The sequence below is a fragment of the Phaeobacter sp. JH20_34 genome, assembly GCF_048056095.1.
In the GTDB taxonomy this organism is placed as follows: domain Bacteria; phylum Pseudomonadota; class Alphaproteobacteria; order Rhodobacterales; family Rhodobacteraceae; genus Phaeobacter; species Phaeobacter bryozoorum.
On record NZ_JAYMWT010000003.1, the window covers coordinates 66,437 to 90,468 of the forward strand.

A 24,032-nucleotide genomic window follows, 5' to 3' on the forward strand; every position below is an offset into this window, starting at 1 on the left:
GATGCCGTCATGGGTTTGGACGGCGCGGCCATGTATTTCCAGAGAAATCACGGCAGGACAAAGGCGGAAAATCGCTCACCTTAACGTTGTGTAAGTTTCATAAAACTGCCGCTTGACGGATACAAAACATACTGTAAGTTGCGTGCAAACACGTAAAAGGCGAAGAAAATTCTGCGCCGAAACCTGTTGAAACTTTGTCGAAGGTCCCGTCGTGTCATGAATATCATTCTCTTTGCGCCGCCAAAAATCCTTTTACAGCATAGTGTTACCGATTGGGTTGAGGCGATTGGGCCAGCCAGCATCATCCTGACCTGCGCCAGTGCCAAAGCGGCGTTGATGGACAGCTTTCCCGAGGGGCTGGATATCCGCTTCTTTCAGAATTTCAATGATAACGCGGAGGTGGAGCTGGCGGCGATCGAGATCGCGCGCGGCCTTGCGGATCCGGTCTGTGTCGCGCTGGCGGAGATTGACGTGCTGCGCGCCGCGCGGGTGAATGACTACCTCGGCGTGTCGACGGATGCTGCGGTGCAGCTCGACGCCTATCGCGACAAATACGCGATGAAGACCCGCGCGCGGGAGGCAGGGCTGCCGGTCAGCGACATGGCGGTGGTGCGCAATGCGATGGATATCCGCGGATTTATCGACAGCTGGGGGTATCCGGTTGTTCTGAAGCCCCGCGACGGGCGCGGATCAAACGGGGTCTGCGTGATCCGCGGGGCCGACGATCTGGCGGGATGGCTGGCGCGGCAGGACAGTACGACGTTTTACAACACGATGATCGAGCGGTTTGTCGCCGGGGATCATTATATCGTCAACGGGCTCTATGTGGATGGGCGTCCGATTGTGATTTCGCCGGTGCGGGTGCTGACCTCGGCGCTGGATTTCCTCGGCGGGCGTTCACATGATCTGCATATGCTGGAGCCGACGACGCCGCTGCGCGATCGGCTGGTGGCCTATTCCCGCCATCTGGTCGAAGAGGTGATGCCCTCGCCGCCGACGCTGTTGTTCCATCTTGAGGTCTTTGTCAGCCCGGATGGCACCATTGTCCTGGGCGAGATCGCCTCGCGGCTGGGCGGGGTGTTCTTCAACCAGGAAATGACCGAGGCCTGGGGGTTGGATCCGCGCATGACCTATCTGCGGGCGATGCGGGATCCGGGGTTTGAGAACACGGCACGGCCTGAGCCGATGCTGGAGCCCGTGCGGCTGGTTGGCCAGCTCTGCGTGCCGCCGCGCGACGGTGTGCTGCGCGCGGTGCCGGAGCGCTGTCCGTTCGAGTTCGTGCGTGCCTATCGGATGAGCGGCGTGGCGGGGCGGCAGTATGGTCAGATGGCCTATACCAATGCCGAGATCCTGAACGCCATCGTCGAGGGCGACAGCGAGGCGGAGCTGCGCGCGCGGCTGCGGCAGCTGGAGGATTGGTTCCACAGTGCCTGCCAATGGGAGACCAGCGCCGCGGCCTGATCCAGACCTGCCCCTGTTCGCCTGATGCCCAACAAAGGATCTACCACATGAAAATTGCTGTTCTCGGCGCGGGCTATGCCGGTGTCTCGGTCCTGGAGAATCTGGTCGCCACCCTGCCTGATCTGTCGGCGCTGTCGGTGGATGTTTTTGACAAGAGCCGCAGTTTTGGTCCCGGCGTGGCCTATCAGGAGGATGCCGAGACCAATCTGCTCAACCGGCCGCTTAAGCTGATGTATCTGGCGCGCCGCAATGATTTCCGCGACTGGCTGCGCCAGACCGGGGCGACGGAGGCGGCAGCGGATGAGGATGGTTTCCTACAGCGTGCCCTGTTCGGGCGGTTCCTGCAAAGCCGGTTCGATGCGCTGAGCGGTCGGGTGCGCACCGCGGGGGGGCGGATCCGCATGATTGGCGCCGAGGTGGAGACGATTGCCCCCAGCCCGCGCGCCGATGCGCTCTACCGTCTGGGCTGGATGGGCAGCGTGTCCGATTATGATGCGGTTTACCTGTGTCTGGGCACCAATCTGGAGGCCGACCCCTATGGGCTGGGCGGCACGCCGGGCTATTTCCGCGCGCCCTATCCGGCGGCCCGCCTGACGGCGCTGACCCGTTTGCGGGTGGGCATTCTGGGCTGTCGGCTGACCGCCTATGATGTGGCGCTTGGGGTGAATGGCCGACGGATGCTGATGACCTCGCGCCGGGCGGGGCTGCCCAAGGCGGTGACGGCCTATCGCCCGGTGACGCTGCACCATCTGACGCCGGCCGGTCTGGCGGCGCTGCGCAACGGCCCGGATGGCGGGCGGATTTCGCTGTCGGCGGTGATGGAGCTGTTTGAGGCAGAGATGCAGCATCAGGGGGTGGATGTCAGCTTTGCCGATCTGCTGCGCGGCGTCGACAGTGCCGACAATGATCTGGTGTCCAGCATTCTGGCCGAAACCAATATGCTGATCCCGCAGCTCTGGGCCAGTCTTTCGGATCGCGCCAAGGCGGCGTTCCTGCGCCATTTCCACCGGCTCTGGTCGAATATGCGGGTGCCGATCTCGCGCACCAATGCCGACCGTATCGCGATGTTGCAGGCCAGTGGCGCGCTCAGCCATCGCAGCGGGCTGCGCAATGTCAGCTTTCGCAATGGCCGCTATCGGATGGAGTTTGCCGATGGCATCGCCGAGGTGGATGCAGTGATCAATGCAACCGGCCTGCAGCGCGGGCTGGACGAGAGCAACCCGCTGATCCGCAGCCTGCTGGCGCAGGGCTTTGCCGAGCGGGACGCAACCGGCGGGATCAAGGTGCAGCTGGAGGATTGCCGGGTTTTGACCCGCGACGGGCGGCCATCGCCGGGCCTGTTTGCGCTGGGGCAGCTGACCTGCGGCACCTTCTATATGGTCAACAACATTGACGTGATCCACCATCAGGCACGCATTGCCACCGCATCGGCGCTGGCGCCGGCGGATATTCTGCGGAGCGTCGGCTGATGCTGCGGAATTTTGCGATCACCCTGCTGCTGGCCTGTGCCGGATCGGCGCTGGGATATCTGAGCGGGCTGCCGCTGGGGCAGCTTCTGGGGGCGGCGGGTCTGGTGCTGCTGGCCTGTCGATTTGGTCTGGCGCTGGCGACACCGCCGGCGGCCATTGTGGTGATCCAGCTGATCCTGGGCGCCAGCGTCGGGGCGCTGCTGAATGCCGAGATGCTGGAGGGCATGGCCGATCTGACCGTGCTTGCGGGGCTTCTGATCTGCATGTCGGCGCAGCTGGCGGCCGGGTTCACCTGGCTGTACCGGGTGGAAAAATGGACCCGCGCCGAGAGCCTGCTTGGGGCGGTGCCCGGCGCCATGGCGGCGGTGATGACCCTGACCGGCGAAGAGGGCAAGACCTCGGCCAAGATGGTCTTTGCCCATATGGTGCGGATGATCGCGCTGCTGGTTGCGGTGTTTCTGATCGCCGGTCCGCAGGAGGGATCGCAGGAGATCGCCGCATTGCCCGACGAGGCCGCCACAGGGGCGGGCACGCTGGCGGGCTACGCGATCTTTCTGCTGCTGGCGGCGGCGGCCTATGCGGCGGGGCGAGTGCTGGAGCGCTTTGCCATGCCGGCGCCCTATATGGTCACCGGTCTGATCCTGGCGGCGGGCACCAACCTCTGGCGCGGCAGCGATCCGATCGTGGTACCGGAACCGCTGGTGCTGTTTGCCATGGCGCTGCTGGGCGGGCTGATCGGCATCCGGCTGAAGGATATCACCCGCAGCGATATCGCAAGCTACCTGCGCGCCGGGCTGATCGTCACCTCGATCACCTTTGGGATCACGGTTGCCATGGCCTCGCTGTTCAGCCTGCTGACCGGTCAGCCGTTCCTGGTGCTGTTCATGTCCTGGGTGCCGGGTGGGGTCGAGGTGATGGTGGCCACCGCGCTGGCGCTGGGGCTGGAGCCTGCCTTTGTGATGCTGAACCATGTGCTGCGCATGTCGGTGCTGCATATCGCGCCGATGTTCATGAACCGCGAGATGTTCCGGTCCGCGCCTGATCCAATCCAACCGATGACAGATGACGGGGAACGCCATGTCTGAACCGCAACGCAATATCCTGATGATTGGCGGTCGCGATCACACCTTTGTCCGTATCGACGAGATGGGGCTGCGCTACAGCGCGCTTCAGATCCGGTCCCATCTGACCGAGCTGCTGCTTGACCAGGCCGAAACCGTGGTGGTGACCGATTACGAGGATGTGAAAACCAGCGTCGCGCTGGCCCGCGCTCTGCATCGCAAGACGCCGTTTGATGCGGTGTTCTCCTTTGCCGAATATGGGTTTCTGACCGCCGCGCATATCGCCGAAGCGCTGGATCTGCCGAGCAATTGCCAGGTGCCGACGGTCCGGTTGACGCGCAACAAACGACGGATGCGCGAGACGCTGCGGGCGGCGGGTATCGAGGATGTGCCCTTTGCCCGCGTGCGCACGGTGGCGGAGATCGCCGAGTTTGTGGCGCGCCATGGCGACAGCATCGTCAAACCGGCCGAGGGCGGCGGCAGCGAGGGGGTTCATTTCGTCGATGACTCCACCGATATTCAGACCGCATTGTCCCATGCGTTGCAGGTGGGCCGCGAGGAGCTGATCGCCGAGGCGTTTATTCCCGGGCCGGAATACAGTGTCGAAACCATGTCGGTTGGCGGTCGTCACCGGGTGCTTCAGATCACCGAGAAGACCACCAGCGGCGCGCCCTATTTCATCGAGAGCGGCCATGTGCAGCCCGCCGCCCTGAGTGCAGCGGATGAGGCCAGAATTGCCGAGCGGGTTCAGGCGCTGCTGGAGGCGGTCGGTTACCGGACCGGACCGGCCCATACCGAGGTAAAGCTGCACGACGGGGCGGTCTATATCATCGAGACCCAGACCCGCAACGGCGGTGACCAGATCTGGGAGCTGACCCTGGAAACCACCGGTGCCGATGTGTTCAAGGAGACCTTTGCCGCGGTGCTCGGGCTTGCCTATGATGCGCCGCCGCCCTCCACCGCGGCGATGGCGATCCGCTACATGCTGGCGCAGGACCGCACATTGGATGCGATCACCGGGCTGGACTGCGCCGCCAGTTCCGAAGGTGTGGCGCGGGTGCATTCCTCTGCCAAACCGGGCACCCGCTATGATGCGGTGCTGTCTGCGGCCTCTCGGGTTGCCTATGTGCTGGCGCGCGGTGACAGCCGCGAGCAGGCGCTGGCCCATGCCGAGGCCGCCGTGGCCCGGATCGCGCTGAGGTAATGCGGCACCGGCCTGCGGCCCCCTGATCATCGCCTCAAATCAACGTCCCATGAAATCAAGTCCCATGACAAGGAGCCAGACCATGGCCATTGCCATTCACGACCCTACCCTGCGCGACGGCAATCATGCCATCGCCCATGCGCTGAGCCTTGACGATATTGCCGCCTATTGCCGGACCGTGGATGGCTGCGGCCTGGCGGTGGTCGAGGTCGGCCATGGCAACGGGCTGGGGGCCTCCTCGTTGCAGCTGGGCATGGCGCGCCATGCCGATATCGAGATGCTGGAAACCGCCCGCGCCAATCTCAGCCAGACCAAGCTGGGCATTCATGCGATCCCCGGTTTTGCCAAGATCTCGGACATCAAATCGGCCATCGGCGCCGGGGTGGATGTGTTTCGCATCGCCTCGCATTGCACCGAAGGCGATCTGACCCAGAGCTACATCGAATATGCCCGCAGCCAGGACAAATATGTTCAGGGTGTGCTGATGATGACCCATATGGCGCCTGCGGATGTGCTGCTGGCGCAGGCGCGGCGGCAGGTGTCCTATGGCGCCAATGCCATTGTCCTGATGGATTCCGCAGGCAATTACGACCCCCGCGACACAAGCGAGAAGATCGGCGTTCTGGCGGCTGAGCTGGAGGTGCCGGTGGGGTTCCACGCGCATAACAATCTGGGACTGGCGATTGCCAATTCCATTGCCGCCGCCGAGGCGGGCGCAACCATTCTGGATGGCACCATGCGCGGGTTTGGTGCCGGGGCCGGCAATACCCAGCTGGAGGTGCTCTGTGCGGTGCTGGAGCGCTACGGGTTTGAGACCGGAACCGATGTCTTTGCGCTCTGCGAGGCGGTGGAAGCGCTGCCCGAGCTGCCGCCGGTGCAGCGGCGCACCATCGTGGGCACCTCTAACCTGATCAGCGGCATCTACGGCGTCTGTGCCGGTTTTGAAAAACATGTGACCCGCGCGGCGCAGGATTTCGGCGTTGCACCACGGTTCATCTACGAAGAGCTGTCGCGCTGCAACGCCGTGGCCGGGCAGGAGGATCTGATCATCTCGGCGGCGGCGCGGCTGGCCCGGACGGCGGCACCCGCATTGGAAGGAGTGGACGCATGAAACTGAGAACCGCCATCATAGGCAGCGGCAATATCGGCTGTGACGTGCTGTGCAAGGTGCAGCGTTCCGCGCTGCTGGAGTGCACCCTGTTTGCCGGGCGCAATGCGGCATCGCCGGGGCTGGCGCTGGCCCGAAGCCGTGGCATCCCGGTGACCGATCGCGGGGCGGAGGGGCTGTTTGCCGCGCTCGACAGTTTTGATCTGGTGTTCGACGCCACCTCCTCGGCGGCGCATCAGGCCCATGCCCCGGCTTTGCAGGCTGCGGGCAAGGTGCTGATCAACCTGACCCCGGCTCCCAATGGTGCGCTCTGCGTGCCGTCGCTGAACGGCGATGCGCTGCTGGCGGCGGGCAATATCAACATGATCACCTGCGGCGGGCAGGCCTCGATCCCGATTGCCCAGGCGATGACGGCGGCGAACCCGGCGATCCACTATCTGGAGGTGGTGTCCTCGATCAGTGCCGAAAGCGCGGGGCCGGCCACGCGGCTGAACCTCAATCACTATATCGAAACCACCGAAGACGCGCTGCGGCAGTTCACCGGCTGCAACCGGGTGAAGGCGATCCTGAACATCAACCCGGCAAAGCCGAACGTCTATATGCAGACAGCAATCTCCGCGCTGGCAGAGCAGCATGATCTGGAGGCCACCCGGAGCGCTATCACCGGGGCGGTGGCGCGGTTGCGCGCGGCGGTGCCGGGCTATGACGTGATCGTTGAGCCGCATGTTACCGGGGATCGGCTGTTCACCATGGTGCGGGTCACCGGGGCCGGAGATTATCTGGATCCGTCGGCGGGCAATCTCGATATCATCACCGCCGCCGCCACGCGGATGGCCGAGGCCATTGCCCGTGACCGCACCGCGCGGGACAGCCACCCGCCGGTGGCGCAGCCGATGGAGAGCGTGGCCTGATGCGCATGTCGGAGTTCCGGCGCTGTGGCGCCGCCATCGCAGGCCGGGGAGGTTGCCATGCCTGATCTGCCCGCGCTTCACCGCGACACGCCCTTCTGTCCGATTCTGGCGCTGGCCGGACGGATCCAGAGCCGCCCTGACCCAGTGGTCGATTTCTCTATCGGGGTGCCCAATTTCACACCGCCGCAGCGGGTTTACGAGGCGGCGATTGCCGCGATCCGTGCCGATCGCTGCCGCTATGGTCCGAGCCGGGGCGAGGCCGGGCTGATCGAGGCCTATCTGCACTATCTGGCTCAGCTGGGGCTGGATCAGTTCGGCGCGGAGAATATTGCCGTGGGACAGGGCGGCAAGCACCTGCTTTATGCGCTGTTTCAGGTGCTGTTCCAGCCCGGCGATACCGTGGTCATCCCGGCGCCCTGCTGGCCGACCTATTTCGACATTGCCCGGCTCAGCGGGGTTGAGGTGCGCACGCCCTATTGCGGGCTGCATCAGGGGTACAAGCTGGACCCCGCGACGCTGGAGGCGGCCTTGGGTGGGCGGCCTCGGGCGCTGGTGCTGAACAACCCGTCCAACCCCACCGGCGCGGTCTACAGCAGATCGGAGCTGGCGGCGCTGGCCGAGGTGCTGCGGCGCCATGATGTGTGGATCATCAGCGACGATGTCTACCAGCGCTTTGTCTATGCCGACGAGCCTTGCCCGCATCTGCTGGAGATCGCGCCCGATCTGGCGTCGCGGATCATCAAGGTGGACAGTATTTCAAAGCTATACGGGATGCCGGGATGGCGCGCGGGTCTGCTGGCTGCGCCAACGGAGGTGGCGGCGGCGGTTGCCACGCTCAACAGCAACTCGATCTCCAATATGCCGCCGGTGGTGGCCGCCGCCGCGGCGGAGGCGCTGGCTGGCGATCAGGGGTTCTCGCAGCGGATGACCGAGGGCTACCGGATGCGGCGGAATCTTCTGCTCACGGCGTTTGACAGCGCACCGCAGATCCGCTGTGCCCGCCCCGGTGGGGCATTCTACCTGTTCCCCGATATCTCGCGGGTCTTTGGCACCCTGCACCGGGGGCGGATGATCAGCACCGATGAGGATCTCTGCAATCTGCTGCTGGAAGAATATGGCGTGGCTGCTGTTCCCGGTCGTCATTTTGGCGCGCCGGACAATATCCGGCTGTCCTATGCCATCGACGCGGATCAGGTTCGGCTGGGCGCCAGTCAGATCCTGCGGTGTCTGGCAGAGCTGGAGGACACAGCGGCAGCGCGGCACACCGCCCGGCTGCCGGTGATGGAAGTCGTTTCCTGATCTGGCCGGGGTGGGCTGGCCGTCGCAGGTCAGCCTACCCCCGCGGGCATCAGTCCAGCCGCAGCCGGAGCGCGGCATAGACCAGCAGGAGGCCGCAGCAGCTGGCGGAGATCAGGAAAGGCGCGCGCAGGGCGAGGTCGCGGCCAAGCTCCGGTTCCAGCAGCGCCACGACGGCACCGCCCGTCAGCGCGCCAAGCGGCATCGAGCCCCAGCCAAAGCAGCGGTAGATGCTGTTCACCCGGCCCAGCAGTTCGGAGGGGATGCGGCGCTGGCGCCAGGAGACGGTGATCACGTTCCAGACCATCGCCGCCGCCATCACGCCAAACATCGCCAGCGCCATGATGATGCCGCTGCTGCTGACACCGATCAGCGCATAGCCAACCGCCCAGCCCGCAATCGACAGGTAAAGGCAGGGCTGCACCCCGATCAGGCGGCTGAGGCGCGGCGCAATCAGGCTGCCGGTCACAGCACCAAGGGCGGCAACCGATAGGACAAACCCGTATTCGGTAGGGCCGAGGCCAAGCACCTCCTGCGCGAAAAGCACCTCTACGGTGATGGTTGCGGTGGCGAGGAAATTGGCGATGCCAAGCACGACCGCCAGCCGCAGCAGCAGCCCATCGCCGCGCATGAAGGTGATGCCCTGCATCAGCGCCTTGCCAAAGCTCTGCTGCACCGGCGCGCGCGGCGACAGGCTGATCAGCCAGACAAAACCGGCCGCCAGCACCAGCACGACCACATCCAGTCCAAAGGGAATAGCGATGCCGGCCGCGATCAGCAGGCCGGCGAGCGGCGGCCCGATGAACTGGCCGGTGAGCTGTTCGGCGGTCCACATCTGGCCATTTGCCGCCTCAAGATCGGAGCTGGCAACGATATCGGGCAGGATGGTCTGGGCGGCATTGTCGCGGATCACCTCCGCCGCGCCAAGGAGGAAGGCCAGGCCGGCCAGCGCCCAGATGGCCCCGGCCGTCGGTGCGCTGAGCGCGAGCATGAGGATGGCGAGCACGATCACGGCGCGCAGCAGGTCGGCGCGGGCTATCAGCTTGCGCCGGTCGGCCATATCCGCGATCACCCCGGCGGGCAGCGCAAAGAACAGCCAGGGCAGGCGACCGGCTGCGGCCACGGCGGCAATCGCCACCGGATCGCGGGTCATCAGCGTTGCCAGCCAGGGCAGCGCCAGCAGGATGAACCCATCGCCGAGGTTGGTCAGCGCCCCGGCTGTGAACAGCAGCCGGTAATTGCGGTTACGAAGCAGGAGCGGGGAGGCCATGGTGGGGATGCCCTGAGGTTGTTCCGGTCCGGCGATACTAGCGCGCAGGGGCCGCGCTGTCACGGCTGCCGGTGCCGCTCAATCGAGCCGATACCCGGCGCCGCGCAGGGTCACGATGGCGTCACCTTCGGGGCCGAATTTCTTGCGCAGGCGGCCGATATAGACATCAACGATATTGGTCATCGGGTCCGACTGCGTGCCCCAGACCGCATTCAGAATGCGTTCCCGGCTGAGGGCGCGGCCAATGTTCTTGATCAGCAGCACGGCCAGCTCGCGCTCCTTGCTGGAGAGCGCGACCGGGCGGCCGTCCACGTAGAATTCCAGCGCGCGGGGATCAAAGGAGAGGCCGCGATGGGTGATCACCTCATCGTCGGGTGTGCTCCCATAGCCGACCCGGCGGCGATGCAGCGCCTCCAACCTTGCGACCAGCTCCTCAAAATCGAAGGGTTTGGGCAGGTAGTCGTCGGCACCGATGCGCAGGCCCGCGACCCGTTCGTCGGTTGAATCCAGCGCGGTGAGCATCAGAACAGGGGTGGTATTGGCGCGGGCGCGCATCCGCTGGCAGACCTCGATGCCGGAGATCCCCGGCAGCATCAGGTCGAGGATCACCACATCAAAGTCGCGTGTTTGCAGGAACCCCAGCGCCAGTTCGCCATCCACCACGTGCTCGACGCTGAAGCCCTCAGCCTTCAGCCCCCGGCGTATGAAATCGGCTACGCGCTCTTCATCCTCTACAAGCAGAATATTCATCAGCTGTTCTCTGGCGTCCTGTGACTATGGGTCGGCATCCGTGGAGATCGTCAGCACAACCGTTGTGCCCCCCGTTGGGCGATCAAAGATCCGCGCCGAGCCGCCGTGGGCCTCGGCGATGGAGCGCACGATCGGCAGACCAAGGCCCAGCCCTTCGATATAGCGGCCGCTGGCGTTGGAGCCGCGAAAGAAACGCTCGAAGGCCAGTTCCTTTTCCGCGTTATCCACGCCCGGCCCGTCATCGGACACCGCAATCTCAACGATATCGCCATGGGTCTGAAGGGTGACGGCGATCATGTCGCCGCCGTGGTATTTGGCATTTTCCAGCAGGGCGAGCACGGCCTGACGGATCCGCTGGCCATCGGCGATGACGATCACCTTGTCGCGCTGCGGCTCAAAGCCCACCTCGGCCCCGCAGAGTGCGATCACCTCGTGGATCAGCCTGATCAGATCGACGGGTTTCCTGACCAGTTCAAGCGAGCCGGATTCCTTGCGCGCGATGAACAGAAGGTCGCTGATCAGATTGGCGGTGTGATTGGCGGCCAGCCGGGTCTTGGTCAGGGCGTCCTTGTATTCCTCGACGGTTTTGTCGGCGCCGCGCAGCGCCACGTCACTTTCGCCCTGAATGACGGTCAGCGGGGTGCGCAGCTCATGGCTGACATCTGCCAGCAGCTGGCGGCGGTTCTGTTCGGATTTTCGCGCCTCGGTCAGCAGTTTTTCCAGCGTTTCGGTACGCTGGCGGACGGCCTGTTCCAGTTCCTCGTTCTGGGTGGTCAGGTTTTTGGTGCGGGCCGAGACCACTGCGGACATTTCATCCAGAACGCCGGCGATTTCCGACAGTTCGCTGCGCCCCGGCAGGGCGATCCGGCTGGAAAAATCCCCGGCCGCAAATTGCCGCACACCACCCAGAAGCTGCCTTAACGGGCGGGTGAATTCGCGGCGAAAGACAATCAGCGCGATGGCGGTGATGCAGAGAAAGGCCACCGCCAACCCAAAGGAGATCATGCGCACCAGCGCCATCTTTGCGCTGGCTTCGGCCTCGGCTCTTGAGACTTCCTCCTGCTCTTCGGTGAGCGCCGTTGAGATCAGCGTTCGGAAATCTTCCTTGATGTCTTCGTTGAGGGCCAGCGACACCTGGCGCCAGTCGCCACCGATGCCATCTGCGGCCTCGCGCGACTGCGCCCGCCGGTAAAGGTCGAGGATGTCGTCAATGATCTCCTCAATCTTGTCCAGCAGCATCAGCTCTGCCAGCTCCTCGTCGCCGACCAGCTCGATTTCCTGCTCAATGGCGGCGCGAATATTGGTGATATGGGTCTGGAGGCGGTTGGAAATATCGGTGATATCCGCCACCTGCCCGGTGTCGTCGGCCAGCAGCAGATCGCCAAAACGCTTGAACAGAAGATAGGTGTCTGCCGCCAGTTTCAGATGGTGTTCAAAGGAGGTGTGAGCCAGCGAAATGCGGTAATTGTGCAGATCGCTTTGTCTGGCGGCCCAGACCGCAACTGACACACTGGCAGCGGCTGCCAGCAGTACCACGGCCGCGAAAATATTGACAATATGCACTATTTTCATTGGTCGAGGTGGTCCCGTCGTTGTGGGTCGGACTGCCAATTGCGAGGTCAGCCGGTGCGGGGTTTGGGTTGGCTACGCACCGGCTGACCATAACCCTGTCAGGGCCGCCAGTGGTAGAGTTAGTTTGCAGCAATGACAGCGTCCTGTCGAAATCATGAACAACAGATGAACGAATGCGCCGCCAAGGGCTGCCGACCGGCCATGGTGCGTTCATCTCCCGTTCATATGCGGTCTTGGCTCCGTTCACAGTCCAGACAGTCACCTGTTGCCTGCCATGGTTAAAAAGGCATCGGGTGCCTTTTTTCCTTCCCGTTGTGACCGGGACGCGATTGCGGCGGATGAACCCGGCACCGGCCCGGCAGAGGAAAGGACACGGGATGACCATTCAGAGAGTACTGGCGGCCGCCGCCGGGGCAGCGCTGACTGTCGCGACACTGGCCCATGCGGCGGATCAGGTCGGTGCCAGCGTGATCGACGCGCAGCGGCGGGCGCTGGCAGAGGCGGTTGCGGATCAGGGATTTGGCCCGCAGTCGCCGCGTGATCTCAGCTCGGCGGTGGGATCAAACAAGCGCGATTTTGCATTTGCGCCACCCGCCAGCCGGATGAACCTCTGCAACATCCATTTCCACGAAAGCGCAGAGCACAAGGGTGGTGAATTCACCAAATATGCCGGACATGGCGATGGTCAGGGCTATGGCACCGGGTATCTTTATTCAGGCGAGCTGACAGCGGCCGAGGTGGCCCCCTATGCCCGTCCGGTTGGTAGCACCGACCATGGCGCACTGGCGCCCGGTGACACGATCGAGGTGCATTATGTCTACAGCACGGCGCAGGTGGGACCGGGTCCGACGCTGGGATCCTGTCTGGATGTCGCCACGCTGAACCCGCAGCTGCGGGTTGAAACTCAGGTGATGGTGCTGGTCAATGACCCTGCCGCGCTGGATTTCGTGAGGCTGACCAAACATGAGTTTGTTGATGGCTATCATCAGGCAATCCATATTCCGCAGGATATGGGTACGCCGGTGCAATATACCGGATCGACGACCGGTCCGGCCTATAATGAGACCGGCTCTCCCGTGCAGGTCACCTGGAGCATTCGCCCCAAGGTGGCCAAGGTGAGCATTGCCTCGGTGGAGGCATGGTTGGGCGACAATGCCTTTGACGAAGATCATGCCCATGGCGTGCGCACCCTCGTGGTCAATCCCGATCTGCTGTCGCCGATGTCCCGCTAGGAGCTGGACCTGCGGCACCACAGCAGTTGCCCGAAGGGTGCGGAGTGCGGCAGGCTGGGGCACAGCAGCCTGTGGCGGCTGCGGAGGGCAGAGCGGATGGAACACCCGGTTCAGGACAACGGTGGCGAGCGGCTCGGCGGGCTGACGCGGCAGCAGGCGGAGACGGCGCGGCGTCAATACGGATGGAATGAGCTGCCGCAGGGCAAACGCACCGGGCCTTTGCGGGTGTTCCTGCGCCAGTTCAGCAATTTCCTGGTGCTGATCCTGATTGCTGCCGGGATCATCGCCTTTGCCCTTGGCGAATATGCCGACACGCTGGCGATCGGGCTGGTGATCGGGTTGAACGGGATCCTGGGCTTTGTGCAGGAGTGGCGGGCGGAGACCGCGCTGGAAAGCCTGCGCAGCCTGCTGTCGCCGCAGGCGCTGGCGGTGCGTGATGGGCGCGAGCAGGTGATTGCGGCGCGCGAGCTGGTGCCGGGCGATCTGATCATTCTGGAGGCCGGCGCCCGGGTGCCTGCCGATGCGCGCCTGCACGAAGCTGCCGGACTATCTTTGGATGAGAGCGCGCTGACAGGGGAATCGGTTCCGGTGGACAAGGCGCCCGGCACAGAGACGGCAGAGGTGTTTGCCGGCACGGTGGTGGCGGCGGGCCGCGCGCTGGCGGTGGTCACCGCGACCGGCGCGCGCACCGCCTTTGGCGAGATCGCATCGCTGACCGGATCGGTGGGGCTGAAGAAGACAAACCTGCAGGTGCAGCTGGGCCGTCTGGCGCAGCAGCTGGGGTTTGCGGCGCTGGGTGTTTCCGCCGCTATTCTGGCGCTGGGGCTTTATATGGGGCGGGACGCGGCGGAGATGTTCATGACCGGCCTGTCGCTGTCGGTGGCGATGGTGCCCGAAGGCCTGCCCGCGGTGGTCACCATCACCCTGGCGCTGGGGGCGGCGGCGATGGTGCGGCAGAAAGCTTTGGCGCGGCGGTTGCAGGCGGTGGAGACGCTGGGTGCGGCCTCGGTCATCTGCACCGACAAGACCGGCACCCTGACGGAAAACAAGATGACCGTGACCCGGGTCTGGACGCTGGACCGCAGCTATCAGGTGACCGGCACCGGCTATGATCCGGCAGGTCATATTGCCCATGGCGGCACGGTCACCGGCGCGCGGGAGGATGCGGTGCTGGCAGAGCTGCTGGCGGCGGGGCTGACCTGCACCCATGCCAGCCTGCACCGCGAGGGGGATCATTGGCAGATGACCGGCGCCCCGACCGAGGGCGCGCTGGTGACCCTCGGCTACAAGGGCTGGGCAGAGCTGCCGCCGCCGGACACGGTGCTGGCGGAAATCCCCTTCAGCAGCGAGCGCAAGCGGATGAGCGTGTTGGTGCAGAGCGGCGGAGGCGAAAAGGTCCTGACCAAGGGCGCGCCGGAGCAGGTTCTGGGCCTCTGCACAGAAGTTTTGACGCAGGATGGCCCGCGGAAGCTGGGCGCAGGGGAGGCGGTCGCCATCACCGACGCCTATGAGGCAATGGCGGCAGAAGGGCTGCGGGTGATCGGCCTGGCAGCCGGGGCGGCGCAGGGCGGAGAAATCCGCGAGGAGGACATGACCTTCCTCGGGCTGGCGGGGCTGATTGATCCGCCGCGGCCCGAAGTGCGGGACGCCATCGGCGCGGCGCGGGCGGCGGGTATCCGGGTGATCATGATCACTGGCGACAGCCCGCTGACTGCCAAGGCGATTGCGGCCCAGCTGGGGCTGCCTGCCGGAAAGACCCTGACCGGCGATGCGCTGGAGGCGCTGGAGGATGCGGAGCTGGACCGGATCCTGCAGCAAGATGTGCTGTTTGCCCGCACAAGGCCCGCCCATAAGATGCGGATCGTCTCGGCCTTGCAGGGACAGCATCAGATCGTGGCGATGACCGGCGACGGGGTGAACGACGCGCCGGCCCTGAAGCAGGCCGACATCGGGGTTTCAATGGGGGTGCGGGGCACGGATGTGGCCAAGGATGCCTCTGACCTGGTGCTGCTCGATGACAATTTCGCCACCATCGTGCGGGCCATCGGCGAGGGGCGGCGGCAGTTCGCCAATGTGCGCAAGTTCGTGCGCTACCTCTTGTCCTCCAACGCGGGCGAGGTGATTGCGCTGTTGATCAACATCCTGATTGGCGGGCCGCTGATCTTTCTGGCGACGCAGATCCTGTGGATGAACCTTGTGACCGACGGGGTCACGGCGGTGGCGCTGGGGCTGGAGAAGGGCGAGCCGGACCAGATGGCGCATCCGCCGCGCCAGAAAGACACGCCGATCCTGGGCAAGGCCGGGCTGCTGAGCATTCTGGCGCTGGGGCTTTATACCGGGCTGGCCAGCCTGTGGCTGTTCCTGCATCTTTTGGACGGCAACGAGGATCTGGCCCGCACCGCCGCCTTTACCGCCATGGTGGTTTTTGAGAAGGCGAGCGTCTTTGCCTTCCGCTCCTTGCATCTGCCGTGCTGGCGGATCGGGGTGTTCAGCAATCCGCTGCTGCTGGCGGCGCTGGTGGTGACCATCGGGGCGCAGGTGGCGGCGGTCTACTGGCCGCCCTTGCAGGTGATGCTGCATACGGTGCCGCTGCAAGGGGAGCACTGGGGGCTGATCGCGCTGCTGGTGCTGCCCATCCTGCTGGTGCCGGAGGTGTTGAAAACCCTGCGTTATCTCAGTGGTCAACGCCAGCGGAGGGCAGCGGCGGCGGCTTGACCTCCGTCAAGGCGGCGGGGGCCACTCCGGGGCATCCTGCGGGCATGGAGAAGGATCACGGTCACAGCAAGGACGACATCGCGCGGCGGCTTGCGGGCAGCAATGGCACCGGGCGGCTCAGGGATGCGGTTTATGGTGGCATTGACGGCGCGGTCACCACCTTTGCGATTGCTGCGGGGGTCGAGGGCGCGGGGTTTTCCCCTGCGGTGATCATCGCCCTTGGCATTGCCAATGTGCTGGCGGACGGGTTTTCCATGGCTGCGGCCAATTATCTGGGGACCAAGGCGGATCTGGACGACCGGCGGCGTCTCTACGAGGTGGAAAAGCGTCATATCCGCCAGTACCCGGAGGGTGAGCGCGAGGAGCTGCGCCAGATCTTTCAGGAGCTGGGGCTGAGCGGCGACGTGCTGGAGGGCGCGGTGGCATCGGTGACCGCCAAGCCGGAGAAATGGATCGCGCTGATGCTGACCAGCGAATATGGGCTGGCGCCGGCAGAACCCAACCCGGTGGCGGCGGCGCTGACGACTTTTGCGGCGTTCATGGCGGCGGGCATCGTGCCGCTTCTGCCGTTCATTCTGGGGCTGCCCGATCCGTTCCTGACCGCCGCGCTGGCCACCGGGGCGGTGTTTTTCGGCATTGGCGCCAGCAAGAGCGTCTGGTCGCTGGCGCCCTGGTGGAAATCCGGGCTGGAGACATTGGCAATCGGTTCCTGCGCCGCTGCTGTCGCCTATCTGGCAGGCAGCCTGTTCCGGGTCTGACCCGCAGCAACGGGGCGGCGGCGCCCCCGCGCGCTATGGCTTTCAGGGTGCTGCGGCTTCAGCGGCTTTGCACGGGTGGCTTCTGCGTGGTGCCCCCGAGGAAGGCGAACCAATAGGCCAGAGCGACGCCGCCCGCGCCGCCCACGATATTGCCCAGCGTGACCCAAAGCAGGTTGGCGGCCGCTGCGACAAGCGGGACATTGGCCCCTGCGGCCCAGCCTTGCGGGAAGAAATACATATTTGCGATGGAGTGTTCGAGCCCCAGCAGCACAAAGGCGGTGATCGGCCAGAGGATGGCCAGAACCTTGCCCGCAGCGGTGCGGGCGGCAAAGGACAGCCAGACGGCTAGGCAGACCAGCGCATTGCACAGCGCGCCGCGCATAAGGGCCTCAAGCGGGGTCAGCCCGGCCTTCGCCTCGGCGATGCCGACGGCGGTTGTGCCCATCGCACCATCCAGCAGCCCGGTCACGGCAAAGGCGGCCGCCAGCCCGGCTGCGCCCGCGAGATTGCCGAGATAGACCACGCCCCAGCTGCGCAACAGCAGGCGCAGCGGGATCCTGCGGTCCACCGCGGCGATCACCATCAGCACGTTGCCGGTGAACAGCTCCGCCCCGGCAATCACCACAAGGATCAGCCCAAGCGAGAACACCGCGCCACCCAGCACGCGGAGCGGTCCGGTCACAGGGGCCGCACCTGCGAGAGTCATCGTATAGGCCCCCGCCCCAAATCCGATAAAGGCGCCCGCCAGCATCGCCAGCACGAACATCTGGGGCAGCGGCAGCCGCGCCTTGGCGGTGCCGGCTGTTTCCACCAATGCGGCGATTTCGGCGGGTTTATAGGCGTCAAAAGTGGGCGTATTGGTCATCTGTCGGCTCCGGCAGTTATGGGGGCATGGGCGGGGCAGCGGCCGCACCAGTAGATCATTCCCGCTGGCCGCTGCCATGATCCCGATCAAGGTGGCACAACGGGCAGGCAACCGGCCGCGCTATCGGTCCTGCGCCACCGAGCGGCGGAACAGCAGCAGGCTGGTGGCAAGCAGCGCAGCACCCAGCAGCGCCATCCACAGGAACTCCGGCCAGACGGTTTCAACCCCTGCGCCCTTGAACACGATGGCCTGGCTCGCGGCCATGTAATGGCGCGAGGGCAGCAGGGTGGTGATGGCCTGCAACCAGTCCGGCTGGCTTTCCACCGGGGTTTCGCCGCCCGACAGCATCAGCATCGGCAGGATCGTGAGCATCACCAAGAGCGCAAACTGCGCCATCGAACGCGCGACCGTCGCCAGAAACACCCCCAGCGCGGTGGCGGTGAACAAAAACAGCGCCGTGCCGCAAAGGAAGAGAATCTTTGACCCGGCAATGGTGATGCCCAGCACCCCCTGCATCACAAAACCCAGCGACAGCGCCCCCGCAACCAGTACCACGGCGGCGTTGGCCCAGATCTTCGCCACCGCGATGTCAAAGGGCGACAGCGGCATCGCCAGCAGGTGTTCAATGGTGCCGTGCTCGCGTTCGCGGATCATCGCCGCGCCGGTCAGGATCGTGGTCAGCCACATGATCTGGCCGATCAGCGCGTTGATGCCGGCAAAGCGCATGGTGTCGCGGTTGGGGTTGAAGGCGCTGCGGATGATGATGCCAAGGGGCTGCGGCTGGGCCAGATCGGCGCCGATGGCAAAGCGGCGGATCTCGGCGCTGAGAATACTGGTGATGTAATGGACGCCAATGCCCGCCTGTTCCATCGCGGTGGCGTCGATCAGCACCTGGATTTCCGGCACCCGGGCGGCGCGCAGGTCCTTTTCAAAGCCGGGCGGCACCGCCACCACAAACAGAAAATCGCCCGCATCCATCCGGGCGGCGCCGGTGCCGGGTTCGATCTGCACCACCGGCTGGAATTCGGGCGGAAAGAACGCCTCCGCCAGGGTGCGCGACAGGGGCGAGTTGTCCTCATCCGCAAAGGCGATCGAGGCGTTGTTGACCGAGGTTGCCACGCCCGTTGCCTCCATCACCGGCGACAGGGTGAAGGACCAGACCAGAAGCGCCATCATCACCCAGTCGCGGCGCAGGCTCATCATCTCCTTGAGGCCGAGCCAGACTATGCGGGACAGGCGCTGCATCTACTTCTCCTGCGCCCTGAGCGCCAGCGCGGCCAGCAGGGTGAACACCGGACCGAAGCAGGCGAGTGCCAGAATATCGGGCAGCAGCGCCTCCCAGCCCAGCCCCTTGGTGAAGGCGCCCACGTTCAGATGCAGAAAATAAGACGACGGCCATAGTGAGCCGATGACCTGGGCGCCGCCCTCCAGCGTCGAGACCGGCTGCAACAGGCCAGAGAACTGGATCGTCGGCACCACCGAGGCGATGGTGGTTGCAAAAGTGGCCGCCACCTGGCTGGAGGTCATGGTGGCGATCAGTAGCCCGTAGGATGTGGCGGCCCAGACATAGAGCAGCGCGCCAAGGGCCAAGGGCAGCGGATCGCCCTTGAGCGGCACCCCGAAGACCGCGATGGTTATTGCCGTCAGCAGTAGGAAGTTCAGATAGGCAATCACGATATAGGGGATCTGCTTGCCGATCAGGAACTCAAACCGGGTGGTCGGGGTGACGTAGAAATTGGTGATCGAGCCCAGTTCCTTTTCCCGCGCGACGCTGACCGCCATCAGCACGGCGGGCAGCATGATCAGCAGGATCGCGGGCATGGCCGGGGCCATTGCGGCGATGCTCTCAAAGCTCTGGTTGTAGCGGAATCGCGGCTCTATCCGGGCGAGTTCGGGCTGGCGGGTGCCGCTGGCGGCGGCCTGTGCACTGAGGAAGGACTGATGCAGCCCGGCGGCGTAGCCCTCCACCGTTTCGCCTTTGAAGGGGATGGCGCCATCGACAATGGCCAGCACCTCTGCCGGCTCATCCGCGCGCAGCTTGCGGCCAAAGTCAGGCGGCAGTTCGATCACCAGCGAGACCTCGCCCGAGACCAGCCGGCTGCGGCCTTCGGCGGCGCTGGACAGCGGCAGGGTGGGGCGGAAGTAGCGGGAGCCGGAAATCTCCGCCAGATAGGCGCGGCTTTCGGGGCTTTGCGACAGGTCGAGCGCGGCATAGTCCAGCTCATCTATGTCGAGCGAAATGCCGAAGCAGAACACCAGCATCAGGATCAGCGAGCCAAGGAAGGCAAAGGCGAGGCGCACCGGGTCGCGCAGTACCTCAACCGTTTCGCGTCGGGCATAGGCCAGCGCGCGGGTGGGACCGCCCGCGGCGCTGCCCGTTGTCTGAACCGCTGTTTGCGGAGCGGAGACCGGGGGCGGCGGATCAGCGGCCTTCAGAATGGCGATGAATGCCTCCTCGAGGGTGGCCGCAGCCTGCGCCGCCATCAGCGCCTTGGGTGTGCCCTCGGCCAGAACCTTGCCCGCGTGCATGAAGGACACCCGGTCGCAGCGTTCCGCCTCGCCCATGAAATGGGTGGAGACGAAGATCGTCACGCCCTCGTTGCGCGACAGCTCGACCAGCAATGCCCAGAACATGTCGCGCGCCTCTGGATCGACGCCGGAGGTCGGCTCGTCCAGGATCAGTACGCGTGGGCGGTGGATCACCGCAACCGCCAGCGACAGGCGCTGCTTGATGCCCAGCGGCAGGGCGGCAGCAAGGGAGGAACGATGCGCCGCAAGACCGAAGCGCTGCGTCAGCTCCGCAATCCGGGCCGCGCGGTCGGGAATTGCAAAGATGCGGGCGTGAAGTTGCAGGTTCTGCTCGACGGTCAGTTCGCCGTAGAGCGAAAACGCCTGGCTCATATAGCCGATCTCGCGGCGCATGGCGCGGTTCCTGGCATCCACCGGCCTGCCGAACAGCTGCGCCGCGCCGGAGCTGATGGGCAGGAGGCCGGTCAGCATCTTCATGGTGGTCGACTTGCCGCAACCGTTGGAGCCGAGAAAGCCGAAGATCTCACCGCGCCTTATGCTGAAATCGACGCTGTCCACCGCCACGAAATCGCCAAAGCGGCGGGTGAGACCGCGCGCGGTAATCACCGGCTCGCCGCTATGTGCTGCTGGTGTTGGGTGTGGAACCGGCGGCGGGCTGCCCTTTGCCCGCAGCTGGCGGTAGGCGGTTTCCAGATCACCGGTCCGGCCCTTCAGCTTATCCGGCGAGCCCTGGAACAGCACGCGGCCTGCATCCATGGCGACAATCCAGTCAAAGCTCTGCGCCTCCTCCATATAGGCGGTGGACACCAGCACGGTGAGGCCGGGGCTGGTGTCCCGGATGGCACCGATCAGCGCCCAGAACTGGCGGCGCGACAAGGGATCAACGCCGGTGGTCGGTTCATCGAGCACCAAGAGTTTCGGGTCATGGATCAGGGCGCAGCAGAGGCCCAGCTTCTGCTTCATACCGCCCGACAGCTTGCCCATCAGCCGGTCGGCAAAGGGTGCGAGCCCGGTGGCAGACAGCAGCGATGCAATCCGCGCCTCCCGCTCTGCCGCCCGCTGCCCGAACAGGCGTGAGAAAAATTCGAGGTTTTCTCGCACGGAGAGTTCGGGGTACAGATTGCGACCCAGCCCCTGCGGCATGAAGGCAATGGCCGAGCAGATGCGGCGCCGGTGGGCGGCATCAGCGATCGGGCCGCCCAGCACGTCTATCGATCCGGCCTGCAATTTCTTGGCACCAGTGATCAGGCCCAGAAGGGTGGATTTTCCGACGCCATCCGGCCCGATGAAGCCCACCAGCTGACCGGGCGGCAGATCCAAGGTGATGTCATCCAGCGCGATATGCCTGCGGTAGCGGTGAGAGACCTTGGCGATGCGGATGCCGGGGGTGCCTGCGGCGGAGATCATTCGAACAGCTCAGCCGGGATGCGCCGGTCCAGCGCTTCGGGCCATTCCATCGCGGGGTCGAGCCGGATCACCGCGATGCCGCGCAGGCCGGTTTTTACATGTTCGATCCGCGCTGCCACCAGATCCTGCGGGATGCGGACGCGGACGCGGAACACTAGCTGCTCCCGCTCGCTGAGGGTCTCGACCTGTTTTGGGGTGAACTGCGCCTCTGGCGAGACAAAGGTGACGGTGGCGGGAATGGCGTAATCGGGCAGGGCGTCCAGCACGATGCGGGCCTCGGCTCCGATCGGCAAAAGCCCGGCCTCGCGGGCGGGCAGGAACACTTCCATATAGATGTTTTCCAGACTGAGAAGCGTCAGGATCGGCCCGCCGGCGCCAACCACTTCGCCCGGTTCCGCCAGCCGGTAAAGCACCCGGCCCGGCATCGGCGCGATCAGCGTGCTGTCCTCGATCTGGGCGGCGATCCGGCGGACCTCGGCCTCTGCCGCCGCGATCCCGGCCTCGGCGGTGGCGACCCGCGCCTCTGCCGCGCCCAGCACCGCCTCGGCCACCGAATGGATGGTGTCGCGCTCCTCATGGAGGGTTTCGGAGATATTGCGCCCGGCCAAGAGCGCGGTGGCGCGCTCCAGCTCATGCTCGGCGCGGCGGTGCTCGCTCTGGCGTTGCACCACCAGCGCCTCCGCCTCGGCCCTGGTCTGGCGCGCCAGCGCGACTTCGGCGCGGGCCCGGTCATGCGTCGCCGCCAGCTCATCGGTGTCCATCACCACCAGAACATCGCCCGCCGCAACCAGACTGCCCTCAGCCGTCAGCACCTTGGCCACCCGACCCGCCCTTGCCGGGGCAATCTCCACCTGTTCGGCCTCGATCCGGCCATTGCCCTGCACGAAACCCTCCGGCAGCTCTGCGCCGTTTTCCGAAACAAACAGATACGCCGCAGCCGCCAGCAGCAGCGCGGCGGCGGCAGTCAGAAAAACACCCGTTGTTCTGGTCATGGCACAGCACCCCGATCCCGTTGCGTCCTTTGCGGAGCCTAGATGATCTGGGCATCGGCCACCTTGCGCTGGGTCAATCCGGCGGCGCGGGAATGCTGCTATGATCGGACGGCGGCCACCGGACAGACCCGGGACATGCGCCGCGGCAGGTTTGACACAAAGGAGAACAGCCATGCTGATGCGGCTCGCAGCGATACTGGCGATTGCGGCAGGACCGGTCTGGGCACAGGAGGCCGACAGCGATGAGGGCCGGGACCTGTTTCTGTATTTCTGTGCGGAGTGCCACGGAAAGGATGCTGCCAGCCTTGGCCCCATGGCCGAGATGATGGCGCTGCGCCCGCCGGATCTGACCCAGCTGGCGACGCGAAACGGCGGCGATTTTCCGGTTGAAGCCGTGGCCAGGCAGATCGACGGACGGCAACCGATTGCCGCCCATGGCGATATGCCGATGTTCGGCCCGACGCTGGACGAGGACAAATATGTCGCCCTTGCGCTGCCCAGCGGCCAGCCGATGATGGTGCCCCGGTCGCTCAGCAGTCTGATTGCCTATCTGCAAACGGTGCAGGACAAGCGCTGAGCAGCCGACTGACGGGCAGCGTCAAATATCAACATAACACAGATTATATGCTTTGATGCTGCGGCTCAGGAGGCGCAACGCCCCGCCTCGGCAAGTTCGCTGTCGGGGGGCATTGCATTGGTGGCGCGCTGATTGGGATTACCGGGTGACCCAGGAGCCGCCGTCGGCGGAGGACGCCTGAGCTGCGGAGATGAACCACATCCCATCCAGCCCTGCCTGAAGACCCGGCAGCATCGGATTGTCGGTGCGGTTTTCGATCACCTCGGCAATATCGGTGTAAAGCGTTGCAAACCCTTCCAGATACCCCTCTGGATGACCGGGCGGAACGCGGGTCCAGTCGGGTCCGATGCCGGCCCCGCCACGGGTCAGGATCTGCTTTGGTTCTCCAAAACGGGTGAAACTCATCTGATTGGGGTCCTCATGCCCCCATTCAAGACCACCCTTATCGCCGAAGATCCGCAGGCGCAGGCTGTTTTCGCAGCCAACGGCGATCTGGCTGGCCCAGATCATGCCACGCGCGCCGCCGTCGTAGCGCAGCAGGATATGGGCGTTGTCATCGACCCGGCGTCCCGGCCCGAAGCTGTGCAGCTCTGCCGAGAGCGCCTCCGGGGTCAGACCGCTGACAAAGCAGGCAATGTTAAAGGCATGGGTGCCGATATCGCCAATGGCGCCTGCGCCGGACTGTGAGGGATCGGTGCGCCAGGCGGCCTGTTTGTGGCCGTCCTGTTCAATCGGATCGGTCAGCCAGTCCTGGGCATATTCCGCCTGCACCAGCCGGATCCGACCAAGATCGCCGCGCGCGATCATGGCGCGGGCCTGTCGCAGCAGCGGATAGCCGGTATAATTATGGGTCAG

The 24,032-nt window shown here is 65.0% G+C and carries 19 protein-coding genes; 11 read left to right on the forward strand and 8 right to left on the reverse strand.

What is annotated here, in order from left to right:
- The first annotated feature begins 216 nt into the window (after window positions 1-216).
- From VWZ81_RS01340 to VWZ81_RS01370, 7 genes are all read left to right on the forward strand, one after another.
- Window positions 217-1,461 carry an ATP-grasp domain-containing protein gene (locus tag VWZ81_RS01340; protein ID WP_416541855.1) on the forward strand — a complete coding sequence of 415 codons (1,245 nt, stop codon included), beginning with the start codon at window positions 217-219 and terminating at the stop codon, window positions 1,459-1,461.
- A 47-nt stretch (window positions 1,462-1,508) separates the two neighbouring features.
- Window positions 1,509-2,930, forward strand: coding sequence for an FAD/NAD(P)-binding protein (locus VWZ81_RS01345; protein WP_416541856.1), 1,422 nt, complete (start codon window positions 1,509-1,511; stop codon window positions 2,928-2,930).
- A complete protein-coding gene (locus VWZ81_RS01350; protein WP_416537868.1) occupies window positions 2,930-4,015 on the forward strand; it encodes an AbrB family transcriptional regulator in 1,086 nt (361 codons plus the stop codon). The genes VWZ81_RS01345 and VWZ81_RS01350 overlap by 1 nt, the downstream gene beginning before the upstream one ends.
- Window positions 4,008-5,195: an ATP-grasp domain-containing protein gene (locus tag VWZ81_RS01355; RefSeq protein ID WP_416541857.1), complete on the forward strand. Its 1,188-nt coding sequence runs from the start codon at window positions 4,008-4,010 to the stop codon at window positions 5,193-5,195. The genes VWZ81_RS01350 and VWZ81_RS01355 overlap by 8 nt, the downstream gene beginning before the upstream one ends.
- Window positions 5,196-5,277: 82 nt before the next feature.
- Window positions 5,278-6,306, forward strand: a complete 1,029-nt coding sequence (gene dmpG, locus VWZ81_RS01360) for a 4-hydroxy-2-oxovalerate aldolase (RefSeq protein ID WP_340547789.1) — start codon at window positions 5,278-5,280, stop codon at window positions 6,304-6,306.
- The gene (locus VWZ81_RS01365; protein WP_416541858.1) at window positions 6,303-7,214 is read left to right on the forward strand and encodes an acetaldehyde dehydrogenase (acetylating); all 912 of its coding nucleotides are present in this window, start codon (window positions 6,303-6,305) and stop codon (window positions 7,212-7,214) included. The genes dmpG and VWZ81_RS01365 overlap by 4 nt, the downstream gene beginning before the upstream one ends.
- Before the next feature lie 57 nt (window positions 7,215-7,271).
- Window positions 7,272-8,513, forward strand: coding sequence for an aminotransferase class I/II-fold pyridoxal phosphate-dependent enzyme (locus tag VWZ81_RS01370; protein WP_416541859.1), 1,242 nt, complete (start codon window positions 7,272-7,274; stop codon window positions 8,511-8,513).
- A gap of 49 nt (window positions 8,514-8,562) precedes the next feature.
- Here the strand turns inward: VWZ81_RS01370 and VWZ81_RS01375 are convergent, their stop codons facing one another.
- The 3 genes from VWZ81_RS01375 to VWZ81_RS01385 all read right to left on the reverse strand — a co-directional run bounded on the left by VWZ81_RS01375 (window position 8,563) and on the right by VWZ81_RS01385 (window position 12,102).
- Complete coding sequence (locus VWZ81_RS01375) at window positions 8,563-9,780, reverse strand: MFS transporter (RefSeq protein ID WP_416541860.1); 1,218 nt, start codon at window positions 9,778-9,780, stop codon at window positions 8,563-8,565.
- 78 nt (window positions 9,781-9,858) lie between these two features.
- Complete coding sequence (locus VWZ81_RS01380) at window positions 9,859-10,530, reverse strand: response regulator transcription factor (RefSeq protein WP_340547793.1); 672 nt, start codon at window positions 10,528-10,530, stop codon at window positions 9,859-9,861.
- A 24-nt stretch (window positions 10,531-10,554) separates the two neighbouring features.
- Window positions 10,555-12,102: an ATP-binding protein gene (locus tag VWZ81_RS01385; protein ID WP_416539682.1), complete on the reverse strand. Its 1,548-nt coding sequence runs from the start codon at window positions 12,100-12,102 to the stop codon at window positions 10,555-10,557.
- A gap of 377 nt (window positions 12,103-12,479) precedes the next feature.
- Between VWZ81_RS01385 and VWZ81_RS01390 the strand changes: the two genes are divergently transcribed.
- The 3 genes from VWZ81_RS01390 (at window position 12,480) to VWZ81_RS01400 (ending at window position 16,807) form a co-directional block, all read left to right on the forward strand.
- A complete protein-coding gene (locus VWZ81_RS01390) occupies window positions 12,480-13,334 on the forward strand; it encodes a delta-class carbonic anhydrase (protein ID WP_416535325.1) in 855 nt (284 codons plus the stop codon).
- 96 nt (window positions 13,335-13,430) lie between these two features.
- Window positions 13,431-16,049 carry a cation-translocating P-type ATPase gene (locus VWZ81_RS01395; RefSeq protein ID WP_416541861.1) on the forward strand — a complete coding sequence of 873 codons (2,619 nt, stop codon included), beginning with the start codon at window positions 13,431-13,433 and terminating at the stop codon, window positions 16,047-16,049.
- A 44-nt stretch (window positions 16,050-16,093) separates the two neighbouring features.
- Window positions 16,094-16,807, forward strand: a complete 714-nt coding sequence (locus VWZ81_RS01400; protein ID WP_416535344.1) for a VIT1/CCC1 transporter family protein — start codon at window positions 16,094-16,096, stop codon at window positions 16,805-16,807.
- 58 nt (window positions 16,808-16,865) lie between these two features.
- Here the strand turns inward: VWZ81_RS01400 and VWZ81_RS01405 are convergent, their stop codons facing one another.
- From VWZ81_RS01405 to VWZ81_RS01420, 4 genes are all read right to left on the reverse strand, one after another.
- Entirely contained in the window at window positions 16,866-17,672 is an 807-nt protein-coding gene (locus tag VWZ81_RS01405) for a formate/nitrite transporter family protein (RefSeq protein WP_416541862.1), read from the reverse strand.
- Window positions 17,673-17,792: 120 nt separating this feature from the next.
- Window positions 17,793-18,917: an ABC transporter permease gene (locus VWZ81_RS01410; protein WP_340547799.1), complete on the reverse strand. Its 1,125-nt coding sequence runs from the start codon at window positions 18,915-18,917 to the stop codon at window positions 17,793-17,795.
- Window positions 18,918-21,608 carry a ribosome-associated ATPase/putative transporter RbbA gene (gene rbbA, locus VWZ81_RS01415; RefSeq protein ID WP_416541863.1) on the reverse strand — a complete coding sequence of 897 codons (2,691 nt, stop codon included), beginning with the start codon at window positions 21,606-21,608 and terminating at the stop codon, window positions 18,918-18,920. It lies immediately after the preceding gene.
- Window positions 21,605-22,600: an HlyD family secretion protein gene (locus tag VWZ81_RS01420; protein ID WP_416541864.1), complete on the reverse strand. Its 996-nt coding sequence runs from the start codon at window positions 22,598-22,600 to the stop codon at window positions 21,605-21,607. Before VWZ81_RS01420 ends, rbbA begins: the two co-directional genes overlap by 4 nt.
- Before the next feature lie 172 nt (window positions 22,601-22,772).
- On the opposite strand from VWZ81_RS01420, the gene VWZ81_RS01425 reads away from it, so the two are divergent.
- The gene (locus tag VWZ81_RS01425) at window positions 22,773-23,177 is read left to right on the forward strand and encodes a c-type cytochrome (protein ID WP_416535331.1); all 405 of its coding nucleotides are present in this window, start codon (window positions 22,773-22,775) and stop codon (window positions 23,175-23,177) included.
- A 138-nt stretch (window positions 23,178-23,315) separates the two neighbouring features.
- On the opposite strand, the gene VWZ81_RS01430 is transcribed toward VWZ81_RS01425, so the two are convergent.
- The coding region (locus tag VWZ81_RS01430) for a Gfo/Idh/MocA family protein (protein ID WP_416541602.1) at window positions 23,316-24,032 on the reverse strand (717 nt) is incomplete at its 5' end.

What these genes read in the sequence shown, in the direction of transcription:
- VWZ81_RS01425 (WP_416535331.1), top strand. Translation starts at nt 22,773, where the DNA reads ATGCTGATGCGGCTCGCAGCGATACTGGCGATTGCGGCAGGACCGGTC.
- VWZ81_RS01380 (WP_340547793.1), bottom strand. Translation starts at nt 10,530, where the DNA reads ATGAATATTCTGCTTGTAGAGGATGAAGAGCGCGTAGCCGATTTCATA.
- VWZ81_RS01400 (WP_416535344.1), top strand. Translation starts at nt 16,094, where the DNA reads ATGGAGAAGGATCACGGTCACAGCAAGGACGACATCGCGCGGCGGCTT.
- VWZ81_RS01410 (WP_340547799.1), bottom strand. Translation starts at nt 18,917, where the DNA reads ATGCAGCGCCTGTCCCGCATAGTCTGGCTCGGCCTCAAGGAGATGATG.
- VWZ81_RS01420 (WP_416541864.1), bottom strand. Translation starts at nt 22,600, where the DNA reads ATGACCAGAACAACGGGTGTTTTTCTGACTGCCGCCGCCGCGCTGCTG.
- VWZ81_RS01375 (WP_416541860.1), bottom strand. Translation starts at nt 9,780, where the DNA reads ATGGCCTCCCCGCTCCTGCTTCGTAACCGCAATTACCGGCTGCTGTTC.
- VWZ81_RS01345 (WP_416541856.1), top strand. Translation starts at nt 1,509, where the DNA reads ATGAAAATTGCTGTTCTCGGCGCGGGCTATGCCGGTGTCTCGGTCCTG.
- VWZ81_RS01385 (WP_416539682.1), bottom strand. Translation starts at nt 12,102, where the DNA reads ATGAAAATAGTGCATATTGTCAATATTTTCGCGGCCGTGGTACTGCTG.
- VWZ81_RS01390 (WP_416535325.1), top strand. Translation starts at nt 12,480, where the DNA reads ATGACCATTCAGAGAGTACTGGCGGCCGCCGCCGGGGCAGCGCTGACT.
- VWZ81_RS01355 (WP_416541857.1), top strand. Translation starts at nt 4,008, where the DNA reads ATGTCTGAACCGCAACGCAATATCCTGATGATTGGCGGTCGCGATCAC.
- VWZ81_RS01365 (WP_416541858.1), top strand. Translation starts at nt 6,303, where the DNA reads ATGAAACTGAGAACCGCCATCATAGGCAGCGGCAATATCGGCTGTGAC.
- VWZ81_RS01350 (WP_416537868.1), top strand. Translation starts at nt 2,930, where the DNA reads ATGCTGCGGAATTTTGCGATCACCCTGCTGCTGGCCTGTGCCGGATCG.
- rbbA (WP_416541863.1), bottom strand. Translation starts at nt 21,608, where the DNA reads ATGATCTCCGCCGCAGGCACCCCCGGCATCCGCATCGCCAAGGTCTCT.
- VWZ81_RS01395 (WP_416541861.1), top strand. Translation starts at nt 13,431, where the DNA reads ATGGAACACCCGGTTCAGGACAACGGTGGCGAGCGGCTCGGCGGGCTG.
- VWZ81_RS01370 (WP_416541859.1), top strand. Translation starts at nt 7,272, where the DNA reads ATGCCTGATCTGCCCGCGCTTCACCGCGACACGCCCTTCTGTCCGATT.
- dmpG (WP_340547789.1), top strand. Translation starts at nt 5,278, where the DNA reads ATGGCCATTGCCATTCACGACCCTACCCTGCGCGACGGCAATCATGCC.
- VWZ81_RS01405 (WP_416541862.1), bottom strand. Translation starts at nt 17,672, where the DNA reads ATGACCAATACGCCCACTTTTGACGCCTATAAACCCGCCGAAATCGCC.
- VWZ81_RS01340 (WP_416541855.1), top strand. Translation starts at nt 217, where the DNA reads ATGAATATCATTCTCTTTGCGCCGCCAAAAATCCTTTTACAGCATAGT.